This is a genomic window from Streptomyces sp. NPDC006332 (assembly GCF_040612855.1).
Taxonomy (GTDB): Bacteria; Actinomycetota; Actinomycetes; order Streptomycetales; family Streptomycetaceae; genus Streptomyces.
The window spans coordinates 1-18,552 of the sequence record NZ_JBEXRA010000097.1 but is presented as its reverse complement, the minus strand read 5'-3'; the positions used below and the strand labels follow the sequence as shown (position 1 = coordinate 18,552).

General features: G+C 72.1%; 16 protein-coding genes and 1 pseudogene. 4 read left to right on the top strand and 13 right to left on the bottom strand.

What is annotated here, in order from left to right; translation table 11 throughout:
- Positions 1-235: 235 nt before the first annotated feature.
- Positions 236-877 carry a superoxide dismutase gene (locus ABZ027_RS41615; protein ID WP_356778031.1) on the bottom strand — a complete coding sequence of 214 codons (642 nt, stop codon included), beginning with the start codon at positions 875-877 and terminating at the stop codon, positions 236-238.
- Positions 878-1,046: 169 nt separating this feature from the next.
- Positions 1,047-1,514 (bottom strand): ArsI/CadI family heavy metal resistance metalloenzyme, encoded by a 468-nt coding sequence (locus ABZ027_RS41610; protein ID WP_356778029.1) that lies wholly within the window; start codon positions 1,512-1,514, stop codon positions 1,047-1,049.
- A 213-nt stretch (positions 1,515-1,727) separates the two neighbouring features.
- On the opposite strand from ABZ027_RS41610, the gene ABZ027_RS41605 reads away from it, so the two are divergent.
- Positions 1,728-2,105, top strand: coding sequence for a metalloregulator ArsR/SmtB family transcription factor (locus ABZ027_RS41605; protein WP_356778027.1), 378 nt, complete (start codon positions 1,728-1,730; stop codon positions 2,103-2,105).
- A 35-nt stretch (positions 2,106-2,140) separates the two neighbouring features.
- Here ABZ027_RS41605 and arsB read toward each other — a convergent pair whose 3' ends face one another.
- Positions 2,141-3,247, bottom strand: a complete 1,107-nt coding sequence (gene arsB, locus ABZ027_RS41600; RefSeq protein ID WP_356778025.1) for an ACR3 family arsenite efflux transporter — start codon at positions 3,245-3,247, stop codon at positions 2,141-2,143.
- Positions 3,244-3,552 (bottom strand): metalloregulator ArsR/SmtB family transcription factor, encoded by a 309-nt coding sequence (locus ABZ027_RS41595; protein ID WP_356778023.1) that lies wholly within the window; start codon positions 3,550-3,552, stop codon positions 3,244-3,246. Before ABZ027_RS41595 ends, arsB begins: the two co-directional genes overlap by 4 nt.
- Positions 3,553-3,643: 91 nt before the next feature.
- Between ABZ027_RS41595 and ABZ027_RS41590 the strand changes: the two genes are divergently transcribed.
- Entirely contained in the window at positions 3,644-4,057 is a 414-nt protein-coding gene (locus ABZ027_RS41590) for an arsenate reductase ArsC (RefSeq protein ID WP_356778021.1), read from the top strand.
- A gap of 181 nt (positions 4,058-4,238) precedes the next feature.
- Here ABZ027_RS41590 and ABZ027_RS41585 read toward each other — a convergent pair whose 3' ends face one another.
- The 7 genes from ABZ027_RS41585 to ABZ027_RS41555 all read right to left on the bottom strand — a co-directional run bounded on the left by ABZ027_RS41585 (position 4,239) and on the right by ABZ027_RS41555 (position 14,427).
- Positions 4,239-5,399, bottom strand: a complete 1,161-nt coding sequence (locus ABZ027_RS41585) for an MFS transporter (RefSeq protein ID WP_356778035.1) — start codon at positions 5,397-5,399, stop codon at positions 4,239-4,241.
- Positions 5,400-5,425: 26 nt separating this feature from the next.
- Positions 5,426-5,992 (bottom strand): Chromate resistance protein ChrB, encoded by a 567-nt coding sequence (locus ABZ027_RS41580; protein WP_356778019.1) that lies wholly within the window; start codon positions 5,990-5,992, stop codon positions 5,426-5,428.
- A 144-nt stretch (positions 5,993-6,136) separates the two neighbouring features.
- Positions 6,137-8,125 carry an SWIM zinc finger family protein gene (locus ABZ027_RS41575; RefSeq protein ID WP_356778017.1) on the bottom strand — a complete coding sequence of 663 codons (1,989 nt, stop codon included), beginning with the start codon at positions 8,123-8,125 and terminating at the stop codon, positions 6,137-6,139.
- 677 nt (positions 8,126-8,802) lie between these two features.
- Positions 8,803-11,631, bottom strand: a complete 2,829-nt coding sequence (locus ABZ027_RS41570; RefSeq protein ID WP_356778015.1) for a DEAD/DEAH box helicase — start codon at positions 11,629-11,631, stop codon at positions 8,803-8,805.
- A gap of 98 nt (positions 11,632-11,729) precedes the next feature.
- A complete protein-coding gene (locus ABZ027_RS41565; protein WP_356778013.1) occupies positions 11,730-12,314 on the bottom strand; it encodes a sugar kinase in 585 nt (194 codons plus the stop codon).
- A complete protein-coding gene (locus tag ABZ027_RS41560; RefSeq protein ID WP_356778011.1) occupies positions 12,311-13,459 on the bottom strand; it encodes an ROK family glucokinase in 1,149 nt (382 codons plus the stop codon). The genes ABZ027_RS41565 and ABZ027_RS41560 overlap by 4 nt, the downstream gene beginning before the upstream one ends.
- Positions 13,460-13,689: 230 nt before the next feature.
- On the bottom strand, positions 13,690-14,427 hold the full coding sequence (locus ABZ027_RS41555) for a GntR family transcriptional regulator (protein ID WP_356778033.1): 738 nt from the start codon (positions 14,425-14,427) through the stop codon (positions 13,690-13,692).
- 129 nt (positions 14,428-14,556) lie between these two features.
- On the opposite strand from ABZ027_RS41555, the gene ABZ027_RS41550 reads away from it, so the two are divergent.
- Positions 14,557-15,579 carry a Gfo/Idh/MocA family oxidoreductase gene (locus ABZ027_RS41550; RefSeq protein ID WP_356778009.1) on the top strand — a complete coding sequence of 341 codons (1,023 nt, stop codon included), beginning with the start codon at positions 14,557-14,559 and terminating at the stop codon, positions 15,577-15,579.
- 33 nt (positions 15,580-15,612) lie between these two features.
- On the opposite strand, the gene ABZ027_RS41545 is transcribed toward ABZ027_RS41550, so the two are convergent.
- Complete coding sequence (locus tag ABZ027_RS41545) at positions 15,613-16,797, bottom strand: cytochrome P450 (RefSeq protein WP_356778007.1); 1,185 nt, start codon at positions 16,795-16,797, stop codon at positions 15,613-15,615.
- A 139-nt stretch (positions 16,798-16,936) separates the two neighbouring features.
- A complete protein-coding gene (locus ABZ027_RS41540; RefSeq protein ID WP_356778005.1) occupies positions 16,937-17,545 on the bottom strand; it encodes a dihydrofolate reductase family protein in 609 nt (202 codons plus the stop codon).
- A gap of 180 nt (positions 17,546-17,725) precedes the next feature.
- On the opposite strand from ABZ027_RS41540, the pseudogene ABZ027_RS41535 reads away from it, so the two are divergent.
- Positions 17,726-18,472, top strand: a pseudogene (locus ABZ027_RS41535) (SDR family oxidoreductase); the annotation flags it as partial.
- Positions 18,473-18,552 lie beyond the last annotated feature (80 nt).

The following is an 18,552-nucleotide window of genomic DNA, read 5'->3' as shown; positions in this document are numbered from 1 at the left end:
GGGCAGACGTGCTCTTCGCGATGCTCCGCGACGGCACCTTCTACCAACCACCAACCCCGATCACTTCTTGACCAAAGTCATAGGGGCACCCCCCCCAGGACGACTTCCGCTCCGGACAAAAACCGAAGGTCTCCCGCGAGTCATGTCCCCGCGGGAGACCTTCGTCCTACCGCCTGCAAGTGAAGGTTGAGAAGACGATCACGAGCAGGACGTCTGCGCCGGCACGGCTACGGCGTCACGGCTTGAGCAGCAGGCTGTCGCCGCGCTCCTTGGCGGCGGCGTAACGCTTCGCCACGTCCTGCCAGTTGACGACGGCCCACATGGCGTCGATGAAGTCGACCTTCTGGTTCTTGTACTGGAGATAGAAGGCGTGCTCCCAGGCGTCGAAGACGAGGATCGGGGTGGAGCCCTGGCCGACGTTGCCCTGGTGGTCGTAGACCTGCTCGACGATGAGTCGGCCACTGAGCGGCTCGTAGGCGAGGACGCCCCAGCCGGAACCCTGGGTGGTGGCCGCGGCCTTGGTGAGCTGCGCCTTGAAGCCCGCGAAGGAGCCGAAGGACTCGGCGATGGCGTCCGCGAGTTCGCCGACGCCGTCCTTCTCCAGGGGCTCGCCGCCGCCGTCGCCGGTCATGTTGTGCCAGTAGATGGAGTGCAGGATGTGCCCGGAGAGGTGAAAGGCCAGGTTCTTCTCCAGGCCGTTGATCGAGCCCCACTGCTCCTTGTCCCGGGCCTCCGCGAGCTGCTCCAGCGTGTCGTTCGCGCCCTTGACGTATGCGGCGTGGTGCTTGTCGTGGTGCAGCTCGATGATCTGCGGGTTGATGACGGGTTCAAGTGCCGCGTAGTCGTAGGGAAGCTCCGGGAGCGTGTAAACCGCCATGTCCAACGTCCTCCGACATAATTGCAACTGATGTGCAGTTGCACGGTACCAGCAGGAGAGGTCGATCGCCGATAAGGCATTGGGCCTAGGACCACGATCGCGCCGCAGACCCAGGGGGCGATCCCGTTCTCACCGGTACAGGCGCGATCGAGTCCCGTCATCGGTGGATTCAGCAGCAGCCGACCGCGTCGGCCGGTTCCTTCGCGTCGGCGTTCATGTCGGTCGGGCCGGTGCAGCAGGTGCTGCCCTGCTGCTTGGCCAGGCTGTCGGCGTCGGCCTTGACGACGTACACCTCCCAGGGTTCCTGGCCGGGGCCGTGGACCCAGACCTTGTCCTGGAGGGCGTAGCAGCAGGTGGTGTCGTTCTCCACGTCGGGGGTCAGGCCGGCCTCGCCCAGGCGGGCGGTGGCGGCGTGGACCGCTGCGGTCGTCTCGACTTCGACGCCGAGGTGGTCCATGCGGGTCGCCTCGCCCGCGGTGCCTTCGATGAGAACGAGCTTGAGCGGGGGCTCGGTGACGGCGAAGTTGGCGTAGCCGTCACGGAGTTTGGCGGGCTCGGTGCCGAAGAGCTTGGTGTAGAAGGCGACGGATTCCGCGAGGTCGGGGACGCGGAGGGCGAGCTGTACGCGTGATGCCATGACGAACCTCCTGAGGTGGGCGGGGAGTTCAGCAGCCACCGCCGGACTCCAGAGCTCCCCTTTACTTCGACATCCGTCGATCTCTTGCATCGCCAGCATGGCACCTGCATCGATAAGCGTCAACATAGACACTTATCGAAATTGAGGCTGAGCCGCACCCGGGCCTCGCGTACGGCCCTAGCCGACTGGTTCGACGCATGTCAACATAGATGCATGTCGAATACGAACGTACTGCCGCTGCTGGACCCCTCCCCCGACGAGGTCGTGGCGCCCTGCTGCCCGCCGCTCACCGAGCGCCCGTTCACCGCGGAGGAGGCCGAGACGGCCGCGCGGATGTTCAAGGCACTCGGCGATCCGGTGCGACTGCGGTTGTTCTCGGCGGTGGCCTCCCACGAGGGCGGCGAGGCGTGCGTGTGCGACATCTCCGACGTCGGGGTCTCCCAGCCGACCGTCTCCCACCACCTGAAGAAGCTCAAGGAGGCCGGGCTGCTCACCTCGGAGCGGCGCGGCACGTGGGTGTACTACCGCGTCGAGCCTTCCGTGCTGGCCTCCATGGGCAAGCTGCTGACGAATGCGCCGACCGCAGTCTGACGTCGAGACGGGGCTTGGTTCAGGTCAAAAGCCGTTCACTCCGTCACCGGCCGCCGAGAGAAACCGGTGGCGAACTTCCGGCGCCAGGCGAGCGCGACGTAGACCAGACCGATCAGGACGGGCACCTCGATGAGCGGGCCGACGACACCGGACAGGGCTTGGCCGGAGGTGACGCCGAAGGTGGCGATGGCGACCGCGATGGCCAGCTCGAAGTTGTTGCCGGCCGCCGTGAAGGCGAGGGTCGCCGTGCGGTCGTAGGGCAGACCGATGACCTTGCCGAGCGCGAAGGTGCCGAAGAACATGACCGCGAAGTACACCAGCAGCGGCAGCGCGATACGAGCCACGTCGAGCGGCTGCGAGGTGATCGTCCTCCCTTGCAGGGCGAAGAGGATGACGATCGTGAAGAGCAGGCCGTAGAGGGCCCACGGGCCGATCCTCGGCAGGAATGTCGACTCGTACCTCTCCCGGCCGAGCTTCTTCTCGCCGATACGGCGAGTGAGGAAGCCGGCCAGAAGCGGGACACCGAGAAAGATGACCACGTTCAGGGCGATCTTCCACATGGAGATGTCGAGGTGCTCGCCCTCGCCCAGGTTCAGCAGGCCGGGCAGGAGGTCGAGGTAGAACCAGCCGAGCAGGCCGAAGGCCAGGACCTGGAAAACCGAGTTCAGCGCGACCAGGACGGCAGCGGCCTCGCGGTCGCCGCAGGCGAGGTCGTTCCAGATGATGACCATCGCGATGCAGCGGGCCAGGCCGACGATGATCAGCCCGGTGCGGTACTCGGGCAGATCCGGCAGGAAGATCCAGGCCAGCGCGAACATGACAGCCGGGCCGACGATCCAGTTGATCACCAGCGACGACACCATGAGCTTCTTGTCGCCGGTGACGGCGTCGAGCTTGTCGTAGCGGACCTTGGCCAGCACCGGATACATCATGACCAGCAGGCCGACGGCGATCGACAGGGAGACGCCGCCGATCTCGACCTTCGCGAGGGCGTCGTTCAGGCCGGGAACGGCGCGGCCCAGGCCCAGGCCGAGAGCCATGGCGAGCAGGATCCACACGGCGAGGAATCGGTCGAGGGTCGACAGCCTCGCGACGACCGAGGACTGCGCGGTGCTGGTCGCGGCTGCTTCGGTGGGGGTCACGGGCAGGCCCTCTTGTTGTCGACGGCGTCACGAGCGGACTCGGCCAGGTCGGCGAACTGGCCGGCGAGCTGGGCGATGACGTCGGGGCGCAGCTTGTAGTACATGTACCGGCCGCACGGCTCCGTCTCCACGACCCCGGCCTCACGCAGCACTCTCAGGTGGTTGGAGAGGTTGGTCTGCCTCGCGCCGGTCTCCTCGATCAGGTGCGTGGAGCAGAGCGTCTCCTGGGCGAGCAGAGTGACGATCTGGAGGCGGAGCGGGTCGGCGAGGACCCGCATCAGATCAGTGTCGACTGACGTCATCATGGACTGATACTGTCATATCAGTGGTGACTGACACCATCCGGCGCTGATTTCATTCTCACCTGATGCCGTCGTGAGACAAGAGAGATCTCTGATGTCCGACAAGCCCTCCGTGCTGTTCGTCTGTGTCCACAACGCCGGCCGTTCTCAGATGGCCGCCGCCTGGCTCACTCACCTGGCCGGGGACCGTGTCGAGGTCCGTTCGGCCGGCTCCGACCCGGGCGCGGGCGTCAACCCGGCCGCCGTCGAGGCCATGCGCGAGGCCGGCATCGACATCTCCACCGAGGTCCCGAAGCTGCTCACCGTGGACGCGGTCAAGGAGGCGGACGTCTGCATCACCATGGGCTGCGGCGACACCTGCCCCGTCTTCCCCGGCAAGCGCTACCTGGACTGGCAGCTGGAGGACCCGGCGGGCCAGGGCGTCGAGGCCGTTCGTCCGATCCGTGACGAGATCAAAGCCCTGGTCGAGGGCCTGATCAAGGAGATCGCGCCGGAGAAGACGGCGTGAGCGGCGCAGAGGTACGCAACGTCATCGCCATGTGTCATCGTCATGGGCTCCGGCCCCGCCGGATACCCCGCCGCCTCCACACCGCCCGCGCCGCGCTGAAGGGGCTGGTCCTCGCGGGCGCGGTGACGGTCGGCGTCCGATGTGGCGCGGACACCAGAACCGGCGCGGCACGCCCGGCCGTTCACGCTTCCGGCTGCGGCTGAGGTGCGGACGACGGCGAGCGACGGTGAAGGAACACGGCCACCGCGAGGGCCCCGGTCAGCGCGCAGAGCGCCCCGAAGCCGTAGGTGAGCGTGGCGAACGAGGCGACGGCGGCGACGAGCAGCGGGCCGCCCGCGTCGCCCAGTTCGCGTCCCAGTTCGGCGGCACCCATGGTCTGCCCGAGACGCTCCGGCGGGGTACTCGCGGCCAGCGTGGCGAAGCCGAGCGGGGTGATCAGGCCCGTACCGGTGCCGATCAGGGCCGCTCCCAGCAGGATGCCGGTCAGCCCCGGCAGCATCGCGCAGGCCAGACCCGCCGCGGTGACCGACAGCCCCGCGACGAGGCCGGTCCGGGTGGTGAGGCGTCCCTCGTCCAGAGCGCGCCCGGCCCGTGGCTGGACGAGGGCCGCGCAGCCTGCCAGCACCGACACCGCCGCCCCGGTCGCCACCGCGCCCAGTCCGGCGGCGCGGCCCGAGACCGGAAGGAAGCCGACCCCGACGGACAGTGCCGCGGTCGCCGCCGCGAGCGCGGCCGTCGGGGTGAGGAAGACCGGGTCGGCCAGCCGTCGGGCCAGGTCCACAACCGTCTGGCGGGCCTTGGGCAGCGGCGGTACGGCGGGAACGGCGAGCGCGGCCCAGACGGCGACCGCCGCGCCGAGCACCGCGAGCACGGTGAACAGCAGGCGCAGACCGCCGGCCCACACCAGGACGCCGCCGAGCAACGGACCGAGGGTGTAGCCGATCGACTTGTAGAAGCCGTAGCTGCCGAAGGCACGGCCGTGTTTCGCCGCCGGGTTCAGGCGGGCGACCAGAGCGGAGGCGGACGGCGAGAAGGCGGAGGCCGCGGCTCCCTGCCCGAGGCGTGCGGCCCACAGCCAGCCGGGGCTGTCGGCGACGACGTACAGCGCGGACGCGGCGGCGAAGGCCACCAGCCCGCCGAGCAGCACGGGGCGGGCGCCGACGCGGTCGGCGAGGGTGCCGAAGAGCGGCTTGAGGAGTACCTCGGCGCCGTCGTAGAGGGCGAGCAGCCCGCCGAGCACCAGCAGGGAGGTGACCGCGTCGTCGGTGTCGCCGCCGAGGCTCGCGGCGATACCGTGCGCGCCGAAGGCGGTGGTGAACCCCGCCGCGTACAGCGGCCACATCTGCCGGGCCGGGGCGGTCGGCGCGGTCACCGGTCCGACTCCGGTGTCTGGTGGAGGGCGGCGAAGACCCGCTCGGCGTAGTCCTCGCAGGCCGCGGCGCACTGCTTGAGCCGCCGGCCGGCCTCGGCCGCCTCCGGAGCGCCGAAGACGTCCCGTGCGGTCAGGTCGCGATGCCAGCGCCGGAGCCGGTCCAGCGACTGCTCCTCTTCCTCCAGCTCGGCCAGGGTGAACTTGGCGATCCGGATCTCCTTGGCCAGCTCCTGTTCGAACTTGCCGCAGTCGGCCAGGAACTCCGTCCAGTCCGCGGACCGGGCGGCGGTGAACATCGCCTGGAAGCGGGCCGCGTCCTCGGTGCTGCGCCCAGCGGCGTTCAGGGAGACGGCCTGCCCGCCCGCCTGCTCCGTGAGCGCCACCGCCCGGCCGACGCCGGCGGCGAAGACCGGCACATCCGGAACGGCCCAGACCCCCTGCCCGAGGGAGAGCGCGCCCGCCTTGCGCAACTCCCGCCACACCGCGACCCGGTGCCGGGACGGCTCGGCGGGCAGCTTGATCACGAGGACGAGCCAGCGGCTCCCCGGTCCCTTGGTCGACATGCATCGAATGTAGCAGCCGTTACATCCGAGACTGTGCTCCGCGGCTCGTCAGGTGAGGGAGCAAGGTGGTGCAGCGGCGTCGGCGGCTGGCTCTCGGTCTTCCCGTCCGCAGGACCAACAGCTCGACGACAGTGGGGCCCGTGCTCAGAGTTCGCCCGGTGCTCCCAGGCCCGTCAGGGCGCCGACCGGGTCCAGGTCGGGGGTGCCGCGGGGCCACCAGTCCTCGTGGCCGGGTTCCGATTCGTACGCGTACCAGAGTCCGTCGCGGCCCAGGCGGAGCTGGACGTGGCCGCGGGGGTGGGTGAGGTGGTTGTGCCAGGGCCGGAAGGGCGGGAGGTCGGCGGCGAGGAGGAGCGGGCGGGCCCGGTCGAAGCGGCCGGCCGGCGGGTCCCAGGGCTCTTCGAGGACGCTGAGGCCCTCCAGGCCGCCCTGACGCCAGGCGGCGACCGCGCGGGCCAGGTCGGCGGGGGCGCGGCCGGCGGCGGTGGCCAGCGAGGAGTAGAGGCTGCGGGTGCCCGCGGTGAGTCCGGAACCGGGGCGGGCCGCGGCGAGTCGTACGGCGTCCTGCCACAGGGTCAGTTCGCCGACCGGGTCGCGGCCGGTGGCGAGCAGCGCGTGGGCGCGGGCCGCGGCGTCGGTGGCCAGTTGGTCCAGGGCGAAGGGGTCCGGGCCGCCCGCGGTCGCGGGGTACACCGGCGGCTGGCCCGGGTGGGCGGGCACCGGCGACGGCGTCGGAAGCGGCGGGAGCCGGCGGGGCGCGAGGGCCTCCGTGGCCCGTACGCCGGGTACGGGTGCCGGTCCCTGTTCCTGGGCGGCGCGGGCCGCGCGGGCGGCACTGAGACGGGACAGGGCGTCGAGCAGTCCGCGTTCGCCGCGGCCGCGCAGCAGAAGCAGGACGAAGGGGTCGGCGTCCAGCAGGCGGGCGGTCTGGTAGCAGAGGGCGGCGGCGTGTTTGCAGGGGTGACCGGAGTCGGGGCAGCTGCAACGGGGGTCCAGGTCGCCCGGGCCGGGGAGCAGCGGCACGCCGGAGTCGGCCAGGGTGTGGGGCATCTCCTTGTCGAGCAGCGCGGCGATGTCGCCGGGGCGTTCGGCGGCTCGGTTCAGGAAGCTGTCCCAGTCGGTGTCGTCGAGCGTGCGCAGCCGTACCTGGACGCGGTACGGCCTGGCACGGCTCCCCTGCACGTAGGCGAGCACGAGCCCCGGTGTGACCGTGATGGCGTCCACCTGCCCCTGCTCGGCGTACGCGCGGCCCCGCGCCAGCCGCTTGGCGTCCAGCGCGCCCTCCTCCAGCGCGGCGACCCAGGCATTGCCCCACCAGGTCTCGGCGAACCCGGCGCCGTCCGGGAGCCGGGACGGGAACGCGGGGAAGGTGCGGCGCAGTTCGCTGTCACGGTCGGGAGCGGCCATGGAACGGGGGTGGCGGGGCGGGGCGGCGGGAGCAGGCGAGGAAGCCGTGCTTGTGGGCGAAGGCGACGGGGCTGAGGCTCGGGGTGGGGTTCGACTTGTGAGGGCGGTGTCGGTGCTGCTGGGCTTCGGGTCAGGCGCCGGAGTTCCGGCGGGCGGACTCGGCTGCGGCGCACGGAGAGCACCGCCTCCCACCTCCGGTGGGGTCACGGTGTCGGACGGCCGAGAGGCACCCGGCGTCGGGGATCCGGCACGCGAACTCGCCTGCTCCCCATGGCGGTCGCCGCCGGAGTCCACCTCCGACGAGGCCGCCGTGTCGGGCATCCGGAAGGCGTCGGCCAGCAGCGCCCGCAGGTCCCGCGCTCGCTGCTCGGCGGTGTGTTGGGCCGGGGCTGAGCGACTCCGGCCCGTGGCCGAGGTCCGCCCCGGTCGGCGCGCGGTTTCACCCTTGAGACCTGCGGCACTCCCCTCGGGGGGCATGGCATCGTCATGAGCCTGCCGGGCGGCACTTCGCGCCGCGCGCAATGCCTCGCGCGCGACATCCGCGGGGCGCGCGTCGCGTCGCCGGGACTCTTCGGGCTCGGTCTCCGCTTCGGGTGCCTCTGGTGGCCCCGGCGTCTCGGCGGACTCGGGCGGCTCGGAGGTCTCGGCTGACGCGAGCGCCTCGGGCGCCTCAGGCGTCTCGGCCGACTCGGGCGTCTCCGGTGGCGCGGCGTGGGACTTCGCCATACTCCCGATGCCGTCCGCCGCCCTGCCGACGACATCCTTCGCCGCGGGATGCTCCTCGGCGGCCGGAGTCCCAGCGCGTCGAGCGGCCACGGCCTGCCGGAGGGCCGCGCGCGCGGCGTCACCGGGACGGGCCCGGGACGATGAGGGCGCCTCGGGCGCGGAGGGCCCACGGGATCCGACCGATCCGCCCGATCCGGCAGGTCTGCCAGGTCGGATAGATCCAGCAGGCTCGACCCACGCACCAGTGCCGCTCTGCCGGCCAAGTCCACCGAATCCGGCAGGCCCACCCGACTCGGCGGATCCACCAGGTCCGCCAGTTCCACCCGGCCCGGCGGGCTCAGCAGGTTCCTCGGGCTTCGCTGCTTCGACCTTCGCGGCTCCGGCAGATCTCTCGGACGCCGTGCTGTCGTCGCCCGCACCGGCTTCGTCGACAGCAGTCGCCACCTCGGTCGACTCGGCCCCGTCGGGCGACTCCGTGGCTCCGCGGATCGACGGACTTCCCGGTGCCTTGGGCGCCCCGGACGGCCCGGGCGCCCCCGTCGCCCGCTGGGGCGCCGCCCGTTCCTCGTCCCGTCCGAACGGCGTCGATGGCGCCCCGGCATGCGCCTCCGTCTCCCGGACGGCGTTCTCCCGTGCCTCCCGCAGCGCCCGGCGCACCGCGTCGGCGGGGCCGCCGGTCATGACGTCCTCCGGAGCGAGACCAGGTCGGTGAGCTCACGGTCGGTCAGTTCCGTGAGGGCCGACTCGCCGGAGCCGAGGATCGCGTCGGCGAGGGCCCGCTTGGCCTCCAGCATCTCCGCGATGCGGTCCTCGACCGTGCCCTCGGTGATGAGACGGTGGACCTGGACCGGCTGGGTCTGGCCGATGCGGTAGGCGCGGTCGGTGGCCTGTTCCTCGACGGCGGGGTTCCACCAGCGGTCGAAGTGGACGACGTGTCCCGCGCGGGTGAGGTTCAGCCCGGTGCCGGCGGCCTTCAGCGACAGCACCAGGACCGGGGTCGCCCCGCTCTGGAAGCGGTCCACCATGCGTTCACGCTCCACCACCGGTGTGCCGCCGTGCAGGAGGTCGACGGGAACCGCGCGGGCGGCCAGGTGGGAGGTGATCAGCCGGGCCATCCCCACGTACTGCGTGAAGACGAGCGCGGAGCCGTCCTCGGCCAGCAACGTGTCCAGCAGCTCGTCCAGCAGGGCCAACTTGCCGGAGCGGGCGGCGAGTCGGTCGCCGGCGGTCGGCGGGACGTCCTCCTTCAGGTACAGCGCGGGGTGGTCGCAGATCTGCTTCAGCGCGCCGAGCAGCTTCAGCACCATGCCCCGGCGGGCGATGCCCTGCGCCGTCTCGATGGCCAGCAGGGACTCGCGGACCACCGCCTCGTACAGCGCGGCCTGTTCGCGGGTGAGCGGGACGGGGTGGTCCGTCTCGGTCTTGGGGGGCAGTTCGGGGACGATGCCGGGGTCGGACTTCTTGCGGCGCAGCAGGAAGGGGCGCACCAGCCGGGCCAGCCGGGCGACCGCCTCCTCGTCCTCGCCGTTCTCCACCGCGCGGGCGTGCCGGGCGCGGAAGGACTTCAGCGGGCCGAGGAGTCCGGGTGTCGTCCAGTCCAGCAGCGCCCACAGTTCGGAGAGGTTGTTCTCGACCGGGGTGCCGGTCAGGGCCACGCGGGCCGGGGACGGGATCGTGCGCAGGGCCTTCGCCGTGGCCGAGTACGGGTTCTTGACGTGTTGTGCCTCGTCGGCGACGACCATGCCCCAGCGCTGCTCGACCAGTTGTGGCGCCGTGGACCTCATGGTGCCGTAGGTGGTGAGGACGAAGCCGCCGCCGTCGAGGTCGTCCAGGCTGCGGTCCGGGCCGTGGAAACGGCGGACGGGGACGCCGGGCGCGAAGCGGGTGATCTCCCGCTGCCAGTTGCCGAGCAGGGAGGCCGGGCAGACCACCAGGGTGGGTTCCTGACGGGCCCGGCGCAGATGCAGGGCGATGACGGTGATCGTCTTGCCCAGTCCCATGTCGTCGGCCAGGCAGCCACCCAGGCCCAGGGAGGTCATGAGGTCGAGCCAGGCCAGTCCGCGGAGTTGGTAGTCGCGGAGGGTGGCTCGCAGACCGGCGGGCGGTTCGGCGGGCCGCAGTCCGGCCGTGAGGCGGTCGCGCAGGGTGGCCAGGGCGCCGACCGGTACCGCCTCCACCGTCTCGCCGTCCACCTCCGCGCTTCCCGTGAGGGCGACGGAGATCGCGTCGACCGGGTCGAGCAGGCCCAGTTCGCGTTTGCGGGCCTTGCGGACGAGTGCCGGGTCGACCAGTACCCACTGGTCCCGGAGGCGGACGACCGGGCGGTGCGCCTCGGCGAGCGCGTCCATCTCGGCCTCGTCGAGCGGGTCGCCGCCGAGCGCCAACTGCCAGCGGAATCGGAGCAGTTCCTCGCTCTCGAAGAAGCCGGTCCCGTCGGTCGCCGAGCCCGGAGCGGGTCGCACCACCGCGGTCGCGGTGAGGTCCTGGGCGAGATCCCGAGGCCAGTGCACGGCGACGCCGGCCGCCGCGAGCCGGGTCGCGGCCACGCCGAGCAGGTCGCCCAACTCCTCGTCGGACAGGGCGAGTACGTCCGGCGCGTCCTGTTCGGCGAGCCGGTCGAGCGGCGGCCAGACGCGCGCCGCGCGCCGCACGGCGAGGGCGGCGTCCACGCGCGCGCGGGGGCCGAAGGCCGCGTCCGCCCGGCCCTCCCACAGGTCCGCCGCGTCCGTCATGAGCGTGGGGTCGGCGAGGCTGTGCACCTGGACGATCGCGGCGCCCGCGCTGCGTACCGCGTCGCCCGATTCGTCGAACAGGTCGTTCGCCGACAGGTCCAGGCGGAGCGAGATCCGCACGCCGGCGTCCATGCCGGCGGCGACCTCCGCGGCCCAGTCCCGCGCGTCGGGCAGGCGCTGCGGCTCGCGCGCCGCGAAGGGCCTGCCGGAGGCGTACGGCGCGGCCGGGGTGCGGGGCAGGGTGTCCGCCACCGCGTCCAGGAAGGAACGCATCAGCGCTTCCGGTTCGGGCAGCCGGATCGGGCCCGGGCCGGACAGCGGGATCGCGTGGCCCTCGTACGGCAGGGCGGCGGCGACCGCGCGCAGATGGGCGAGGTCGTCCGGGTCGAGGGGGCCGGCCCGCCAGGCGTCGTGTCCGGTGGCCGTCAGTCCCGGGAGCAGGCGGCCGCGGGCGGTGAGCCGCAGCGCGTGCAGCGCGGCCGCGCCCCAGCAGGCGGTGGCGGGATGGGCCGCGCGGTCCCGGCGGGCGCGTACGAGCACCGGCAGGGCCTCGCCGAGGGGCAGCGACAGTGCGGGGGCGGTCCTGCGGCGCACTCCGGCACCATGCCGTCGTACGACGGTGATCTCGGTCCCGGCGGCGGGCAGCTCGTCGCCTTCGGGGTCCCAGAACGCGACGCGGCCGTCGCGGGGCAGGGGCGCGGGCAGGAAGACGGCGGCGAGTCGCAGCGGGACGGTGTCCGTCGTCCGCACGGCCACCGAAGCCGTGTCGCTCATACGTCCTGCCACCTCCCGCCCGTGTGTCGGATCAGTCGTCTTCGACTCTACGGGCGGGGTCTGACAATCGGCTCCGGCGGCCGGTCGGAGCCCCCTGGTCACGGAACCGTGCGCGAGACGACGTACACCATGGGGGACGCCGGATCGGACAGGTTGACGACGATGTCCTGGGTGGGGGCCGGGTTCTTCTGCGGGTGGTGGAGGCCCGACCAGGGGCCGGCGGTCGTGAAGGACCAGCCGGTGATGTGCTGGTCCCGGGCACTGATGGTGATCTTGCCCGGCTCGAGGTCGCCCCGGTTGACGCCCATGCCGGTGAGGAAGGCGTCCAGGCCCGCGCTCGAGGTGCGGAACTGGGCGTACAGACGGCTGGTCTTCCAGTTGTTGGTCTCGTAGTACGCGACCGGGTCCGCCGGGTGCGGGATCGGCACCTGGTACAGCCGGCGCTGGACCTTGGAGGGCCAGCCCTCGGTGAGACCGGTCGCCGAGTACTTCGCCTCCTTGTCCTTGCCGCTGTCGCGGCTCTGGTTGGCGGAGATCACCAGATAGCCGGCCGGGACGCCGATCAGGAGCACGATGATGCTCAGCGTCAGCGCCCTGCGGCGGATCATGTGCCGGCGGTCCTCGGCCGGCCGGCCCGGTCCGTCCGGGGGCGAGGCGGCCTGATGCGGGAGCGACGAGGTCACGCGGACCCCTGTGACGGGCGGCGGGACTCCACGTACCGCTCGTAGCGCTCGTGGCGCTCCACCCGGCGGCGGTTGGCGCGCCGGAAGCGGCGGGCGACGAGGCGGGCGAGGTCGGCGGCACCGACCATGCCGGCCTCGGGGCCGAGCTGGGCGCGGGCGATGCGGGCCTCGGGGCGGTATCCGCGACCGGTGAGCTGCCGCTTGAAGGCGTCCCGCGCGGGGCCGATCAGCAGGTCGTCGGCGGCCGAGACACCGCCGCCGATCACGAAGCAGGACGGGTCGAGGGCGGCGGCCAGGTTGGCGATGCCGACGCCGAGCCACTGTCCGATGTCCTGGAGCAGTTCGACGCACATGGCGTCGCCCTCGCGGGCCAGCTCGGTGATCATCGGGCCGGTGATGTCGGCGATGCTGCCCTTGACGTGCTCGATGATCCCGTACGCCACCGGGGAGTCGGCGGCGGCCAGTTCGCGGGCCTCCCTGACCAGCGCGTTGCCGGAGCTGTACTGCTCCCAGCAACCGCGGTTGCCGCACGGGCAGCGGTGGCCGCCGGGGACGACCTGCATGTGGCCGAACTCCCCCGCGACGCCGTACTTGCCGCGCTTGACCTGTCCGTCCTCCAGGATCGCGCCGCCGATGCCGGTACCGAGCGTGATCATGACGAGGTGGTCCTCGCCGCGCCCGGCGCCGAAGCGCCACTCGGCCCAGGCGGCGGTGTTGGCGTCGTTGTCGACGAGCACGGGGACCGCGAGACGGCCGGCGATGCGGTCCCGCAGGGGCTCGTTGCGCCACGACAGGTGGGGCGCGAAGAGCACACGGTTGCGGTCGGCGTCGACCCAGCCGGCCGCGCCGATGCCGACCGCGTGCACGTCGTGCCGGTCGGACAGGTCCAGGACCAGCTCGCAGATGGTGTCCTCGACCACCTTGGGGCTCTTGGACTTGTCCGGGGTCTCCGTGCGGAGCATCTCCAGGATGTTGCCGTCGGCGTCGACGACGCCCGCCATCACCTTCGTGCCGCCGATGTCGATACCGACCGTGGGCACGCGGGGGGCGGTGAGGAGCGAGCGGCGCTCCCTCGTGCCGACCGTGCGGAGCGCTGGCGCGCGGCGGGAGCCGATGGGGGCGCTGAAGTTGCCGTAGGTGCTCATCGCGCCCGATTCTGCCTCACCGCCGGGGTCGGTGCGGTACGGGGGAGCGAAGGGTAGCGCGATCCTTACCGGGTGCGGGCGCTTTGTGGCTGGTCGCGTGGATTCCCCCCTGTCTCCGCGCTTCCGATCCGCGCACGGGTGTGGCGCCAGGACTCGGAGGTCACGTTGTCCTGACATTGCGACGTCGGCGGAGCGGCCCGCGCCCGGTCAGGACCGTCCGGGGCCGCGGGTCATGACCGGACGAGGAGCTGGAACTCGAACGAGTAGCGGGTCGGCCGGTAGGTGTGGGTGCCGAACTCGACCGCGCGGCCGGTGTCGTCGAAGGTCGTGCGCTGCATGGTGAGCAGGGGGGCACCCTCCTCCTCGGCGAGCCGCTCGGCCTCGGCGGCGGTCGCCGCGCGGGCGCCGATGGACTGACGGGCGCTGTGCAGGGTGATCCCCGCCGAGCGCATCATCCGGTAGAGGCCGGTGCTCTCCAGCTGTGCGGTGTCCAGGTCCATCAGGTCGGGCGGCAGGTAGTTGCACAGGTACGCCATCGGCTCGCCGTGCGCGAGACGCAGTCGTTCCACCTGGTGCACGTCGCTGTCCTCGGCCACACCGAGGGCGGCAGCGATCTCCGCGGGTGCCGGCAGGACCTTGTTGACCAGGACTTTCGTGGCGGGGCGCTGGCCGGCCGCCTCCAGGTCGTCGAAGAGGCTGCTGAGCTCCAGTGGCCGTTTGACCTGGCTGTGCACGACCTGGGTGCCGACGCCTCTGCGGCGCACCAGCAGTCCTTTGTCGACGAGTGACTGGATGGCCTGGCGCACGGTGGGGCGGGACAGGCCGAGCCGTGCCGCGAGCTCGATCTCGTTGCCGAGGAGGCTGCCGGGGGTGAGCGCGCCGTGTTCGATCGCGGCCTCCAGCTGCTGGGACAGCTGGAAGTACAACGGCACGGGGCTGCTGCGGTCCACGCTGAGATCGAGCGTCACGGTCGGGTCCACTCCTGGTTTCGGCACGGGCCGAGCGTAGCTCCGTGCGTTGTTGACGGGAAGTTGTGAGGTCCGGTTGTCCGGACATGCGCATTGACAGCGCGGCGGGTCCGCACGCAGTTTGTTCACATGCGCATCGGAGTCATCGGTACGGGTCGCATCGGCGCCATTCACGCGAACACCCTCAGTCGGAACCGGGAGGTCGGCTCCCTGATCCTCACGGACGCGGACCCGGCACGGGCCCAGGAGCTGGCACACCGGCTGGGCGAGACGGCGGCGCCGGGGGTGGACGAGATTTTCCAGTGGGGCGTGGACGCCGTGGTGATCACGACGACGACGTCGGCGCACGCCGAACTGATCGGTCGGGCAGCACGCTCGGGGCTTCCCGTGTTCTGCGAGAAGCCGATCGCCCTCGATCTCGCCGGCACCTTAGAGGCGCTCGGCGAGGTCGAGACGGCGGGCACGGTGCTGCAGATGGGGTTCCAGCGGCGCTTCGACACGGGCTACTCGGGGGCGCGCGAGGCCGTGCGCTCGGGACGGCTCGGGCGGCTGCACACCGTGCGCGCGCTGACGTCCGACCAGGCGCCGCCGTCGGCCGCGTATCTGCCGGTGTCCGGTGGGCTGTACCGGGACACCCTGATCCACGACTTCGACATCCTGCGCTGGGTGACGGGGCGCGAGGTCGTCGACGTGTACGCGGCCGGGTCGGACGCCGGCCCGGCGATGTTCCGGGAGGCGGGCGACGTCGACACGGGGGCGGCGCTGCTCACCCTGGACGACGGCATGCTCGCGACGGTCACCGCGACCCGGTTGCACGGCGCCGGATACGACGTGCGGATGGAGCTCGCCGGGGAACTGGACCAGATCGTGGTGGGCCTGGACGACCGTACGCCGATCGCGTCCACCGAGCCGACCGGGCCGCCTGCCGCGGACAAGCCGTGGACGGGGTTCCTGGAGCGGTTCGGGCCCGCCTACGAGGCCGAGCTGTGCGCGTTCGTCGATGTGGTGCGGGGCGGGCGACCCAATCCGTGCGACGGTCGGGAGGCCCTTCAGGCGTTGCGGATCGCCGAGGCGTGTGAGGTGTCGCGGCGGGAGCGACGGGCCGTGGGGCTGACGGAGATCCTGGGCGGGAGCCGGCCGCTGGCGGGCTGAGCGAACGCCTGGCGCGTGGCCGCTCATCGGGCGCTACCAGCGCGCCGGCAGGCTGCGCAGCCCGCGGATCAGCATCCCGGGAAGCCAGTCGCCGGGGTGGCCGTCGAGGGCGAGGGCGGGGGCGCGCTCCAGGAGGGAGCGGATCGCCGTGCGGGCTTCCAGGCGGGCCAGCGGGGCGCCCAGGCAGAAGTGGATGCCGTGACCGAAGGCGACGTGACCGCGGGTGTCCCGGCGGATGTCGAAGCGGTCCGGGTCCGGGTGGCGGGAGGCGTCCCGGCCGGCCGAGGTGAGGCCGATCATGACGGTGTCGCCCGGCTCCACGGGGATGCCCGCTATCTCCAGCGGCTCGGCGGCGTACCGGAACGTGGCGTTCTCCACCGGGCCCTCGTAGCGCAGCGTCTCCTCGACGGCGCCGTCCACCAGGCTCATGTCGGCGCGCAGGGCGGCGAGCTGGTGGGGGTGGGTGAGCAGCGCGTGGACCGCGTTGGTGATGAGGTTGACCGTCGTCTCGTGGCCCGCGATCAGCAGGATGAAGGCCATGCCCCGCAGTTCCTGCGGGGAGAGCCGGTCGCCGTCCTCGGCGGTGGTGCGGATCAGGTCGCCGAGGAGGTCGCCGCTCGGTCCGGCGCATCGCTTGTCCTCGATCAGGTCGGTGAGGTACTCGCCGAGCCGCACCACGGACTGGTACTCGGCGTCGCCGTCGGTGGGTGCGACCACTTCGGTCGACATCTTCCGGAACTCCGTGCGGTCCATCTCGGGCACGCCCAGGAGCTCGCAGATCACGGTGATCGGCAGCGGACAGGAGAGCGCCTCCACGAGGTCGGCTCGGCCGTGCGGCAGCATCGCGTCGAGCAGGTCGTCGGTGATCTGCTGGATCCTCGGCCGCAGTTGTTCCACCCGCCGCATGGTGAAGGCACGCGAGACGAGCTTGCGCAGCCGCGTGTGCTCGGGCGGGTCGGCGCTCAGCAGATGTCTGCCGATCAGCTCCTCGTCGAGGAACATCATCCCCAGCCTGCGGCTGTCCTTGGACAGCCGGGAGTCGGCGAGCGCCGCGCGCGCCTCCTCGTGCCCGACGACGAGCCAGGTCCAGTAGTCGGCGCTGGACCCGGGTGGTCGCACCCGGTGTACCGGGCCGCGGGCGCGCAGGCTCGCGTACACGGGGTGCGGGTCCGTGCGGAACGTGTCGCCGTACTCCCCCAGGTCGATGACCTCTGTCATGGAACTCCCCCTCCTGCCACTTCCCCAACGCTCGGCTGCCGCGGTTAGTGCCCGTTCCCCTCCGGTTCACCCCGCGAGCCCCGCGAGCCCGCGACCACCGCGCCGGATCCGACCGGGCCGTACTCAGTACGACCCGTGCTCAGTACGACCCGTACTCCGGGCGGCCCGCCAGGTCGTACGACTGGATGGAGACGCCCGCCGCGGTGACCCGTCCGCCGGCGTGCCGGAAGGCCGTCGGTACGGCGCCCTCGGCGAACAGGCGACGGCCGGCGCCCAGCACGACCGGGAAGCTCAGCAGGTGCAGGGTGTCGACGAGGCCGAGGTCCAGCAGGGAGCGGACGAGGGCTCCGCTGCCGTGCACCTGGAGCTCACCGTCGGTGCGGTCCTTGAGCGCGGTGACCTCCTTGGCGAGGTCACCGTCGATCACCGTGGTGCCGGACCAGCCGGGTGCGTCGAGGGTGCCGGAGACGACGTACTTCGGCAGGGCGTTCAGCTTCGAGGCGATGGGGTCGGACGGGTCGGTCATCTTCGGCCAGTAGGAGGCGAAGATCTCGTAGGTACGGCGGCCGAGGAGGAAGCCGCCGACGTTGTCGAAGACCTCGGTGACGAACCGGCCGAAGTCGTCGTCGCCGTACGGGACGCTCCAGCCGCCCTGGTCGAAGCCGCCGCTGGGGTCCTCCTGGGGTCCGCCGGGGGCCTGGTAGACGCCGTCGAGGGTGACGAAGAGGGTGGAGACGAGCTTGCCCATGGGGTGCCTTCTCTCTGCGGTGGGGCCTGTTGCCATCAGGGCAGACCCCACCGGCACCCGCAACTCATCGGGCGGCGCTCGGACGTCGGGGTGACGACCGGCGTTCCGGTTGCTCCGGGGGCCGACGTCGATGTCCGTTCGCCGCCGGTCCTGCCGGGCGCGGGCGGCTGAGATGGACCCATGACGACGAAGAACGGATCTCTGAACGGCAAGGTGGCTCTGGTGACCGGCGGCAGCCGGGGTATCGGCGCGGCGACGGCCCTGCGGCTGGCCCAGGACGGCGCGGACGTGGCCGTCACCTACGTGAGCGGCAAGGAGGCGGCCGAGGATGTCGTACGGGCCGTGCGGGCGCTGGGACGGCGGGCGGTGGCACTGCGGGCGGACTCCGCGGACGCGGAGGAGGCGGCGGGCGCCGCGGAGCGGGCGGCGGAGGCGCTCGACGGGCGACTGGAGGTGCTGGTGAACAACGCGGGGGTCGGGCTTCTGGGGCCCCTGGAGAGTCTGTCGGTCGGTGAGGTGGACCGGTTGCTGGCCGTGAATGTGCGCGGGGTCTTCCTGACGTCCCAGGCGGCCGCGGCTCTGATGGGCGCGGGAGGCCGGATCATCACCATCGGCACGTGCATGTCGCAGCGGGTTCCGGGACCGGGTGGGACGCTCTACGCGATGAGCAAGTCGGCGTTGATCGGGCTCACGAAGGCGCTGGCCAGGGAGCTGGGGGCGCGGGGGATCACCGCGAACATCGTGCACCCGGGGCCGATCGACACGGACATGAACCCGGCGGACGGGCCGTATGCGGAGGGGCAGGCGGCGATGACGGCGCTGGGGCGGTTCGGGACGGCCGCGGAAGTGGCGGGGACGGTGGCGTATCTGGCGGGGGCGGACTATGTGACGGGGGGCGAGTTCGCGGTGGACGGGGCTGCTCGGGCGCCGGAGCGGGCTCGTCGTCGGCAACCGCGAACGGTTCGGGGACCGGCGCCGGCGTACCGGTCGACGTCCGCGCGGCCCGG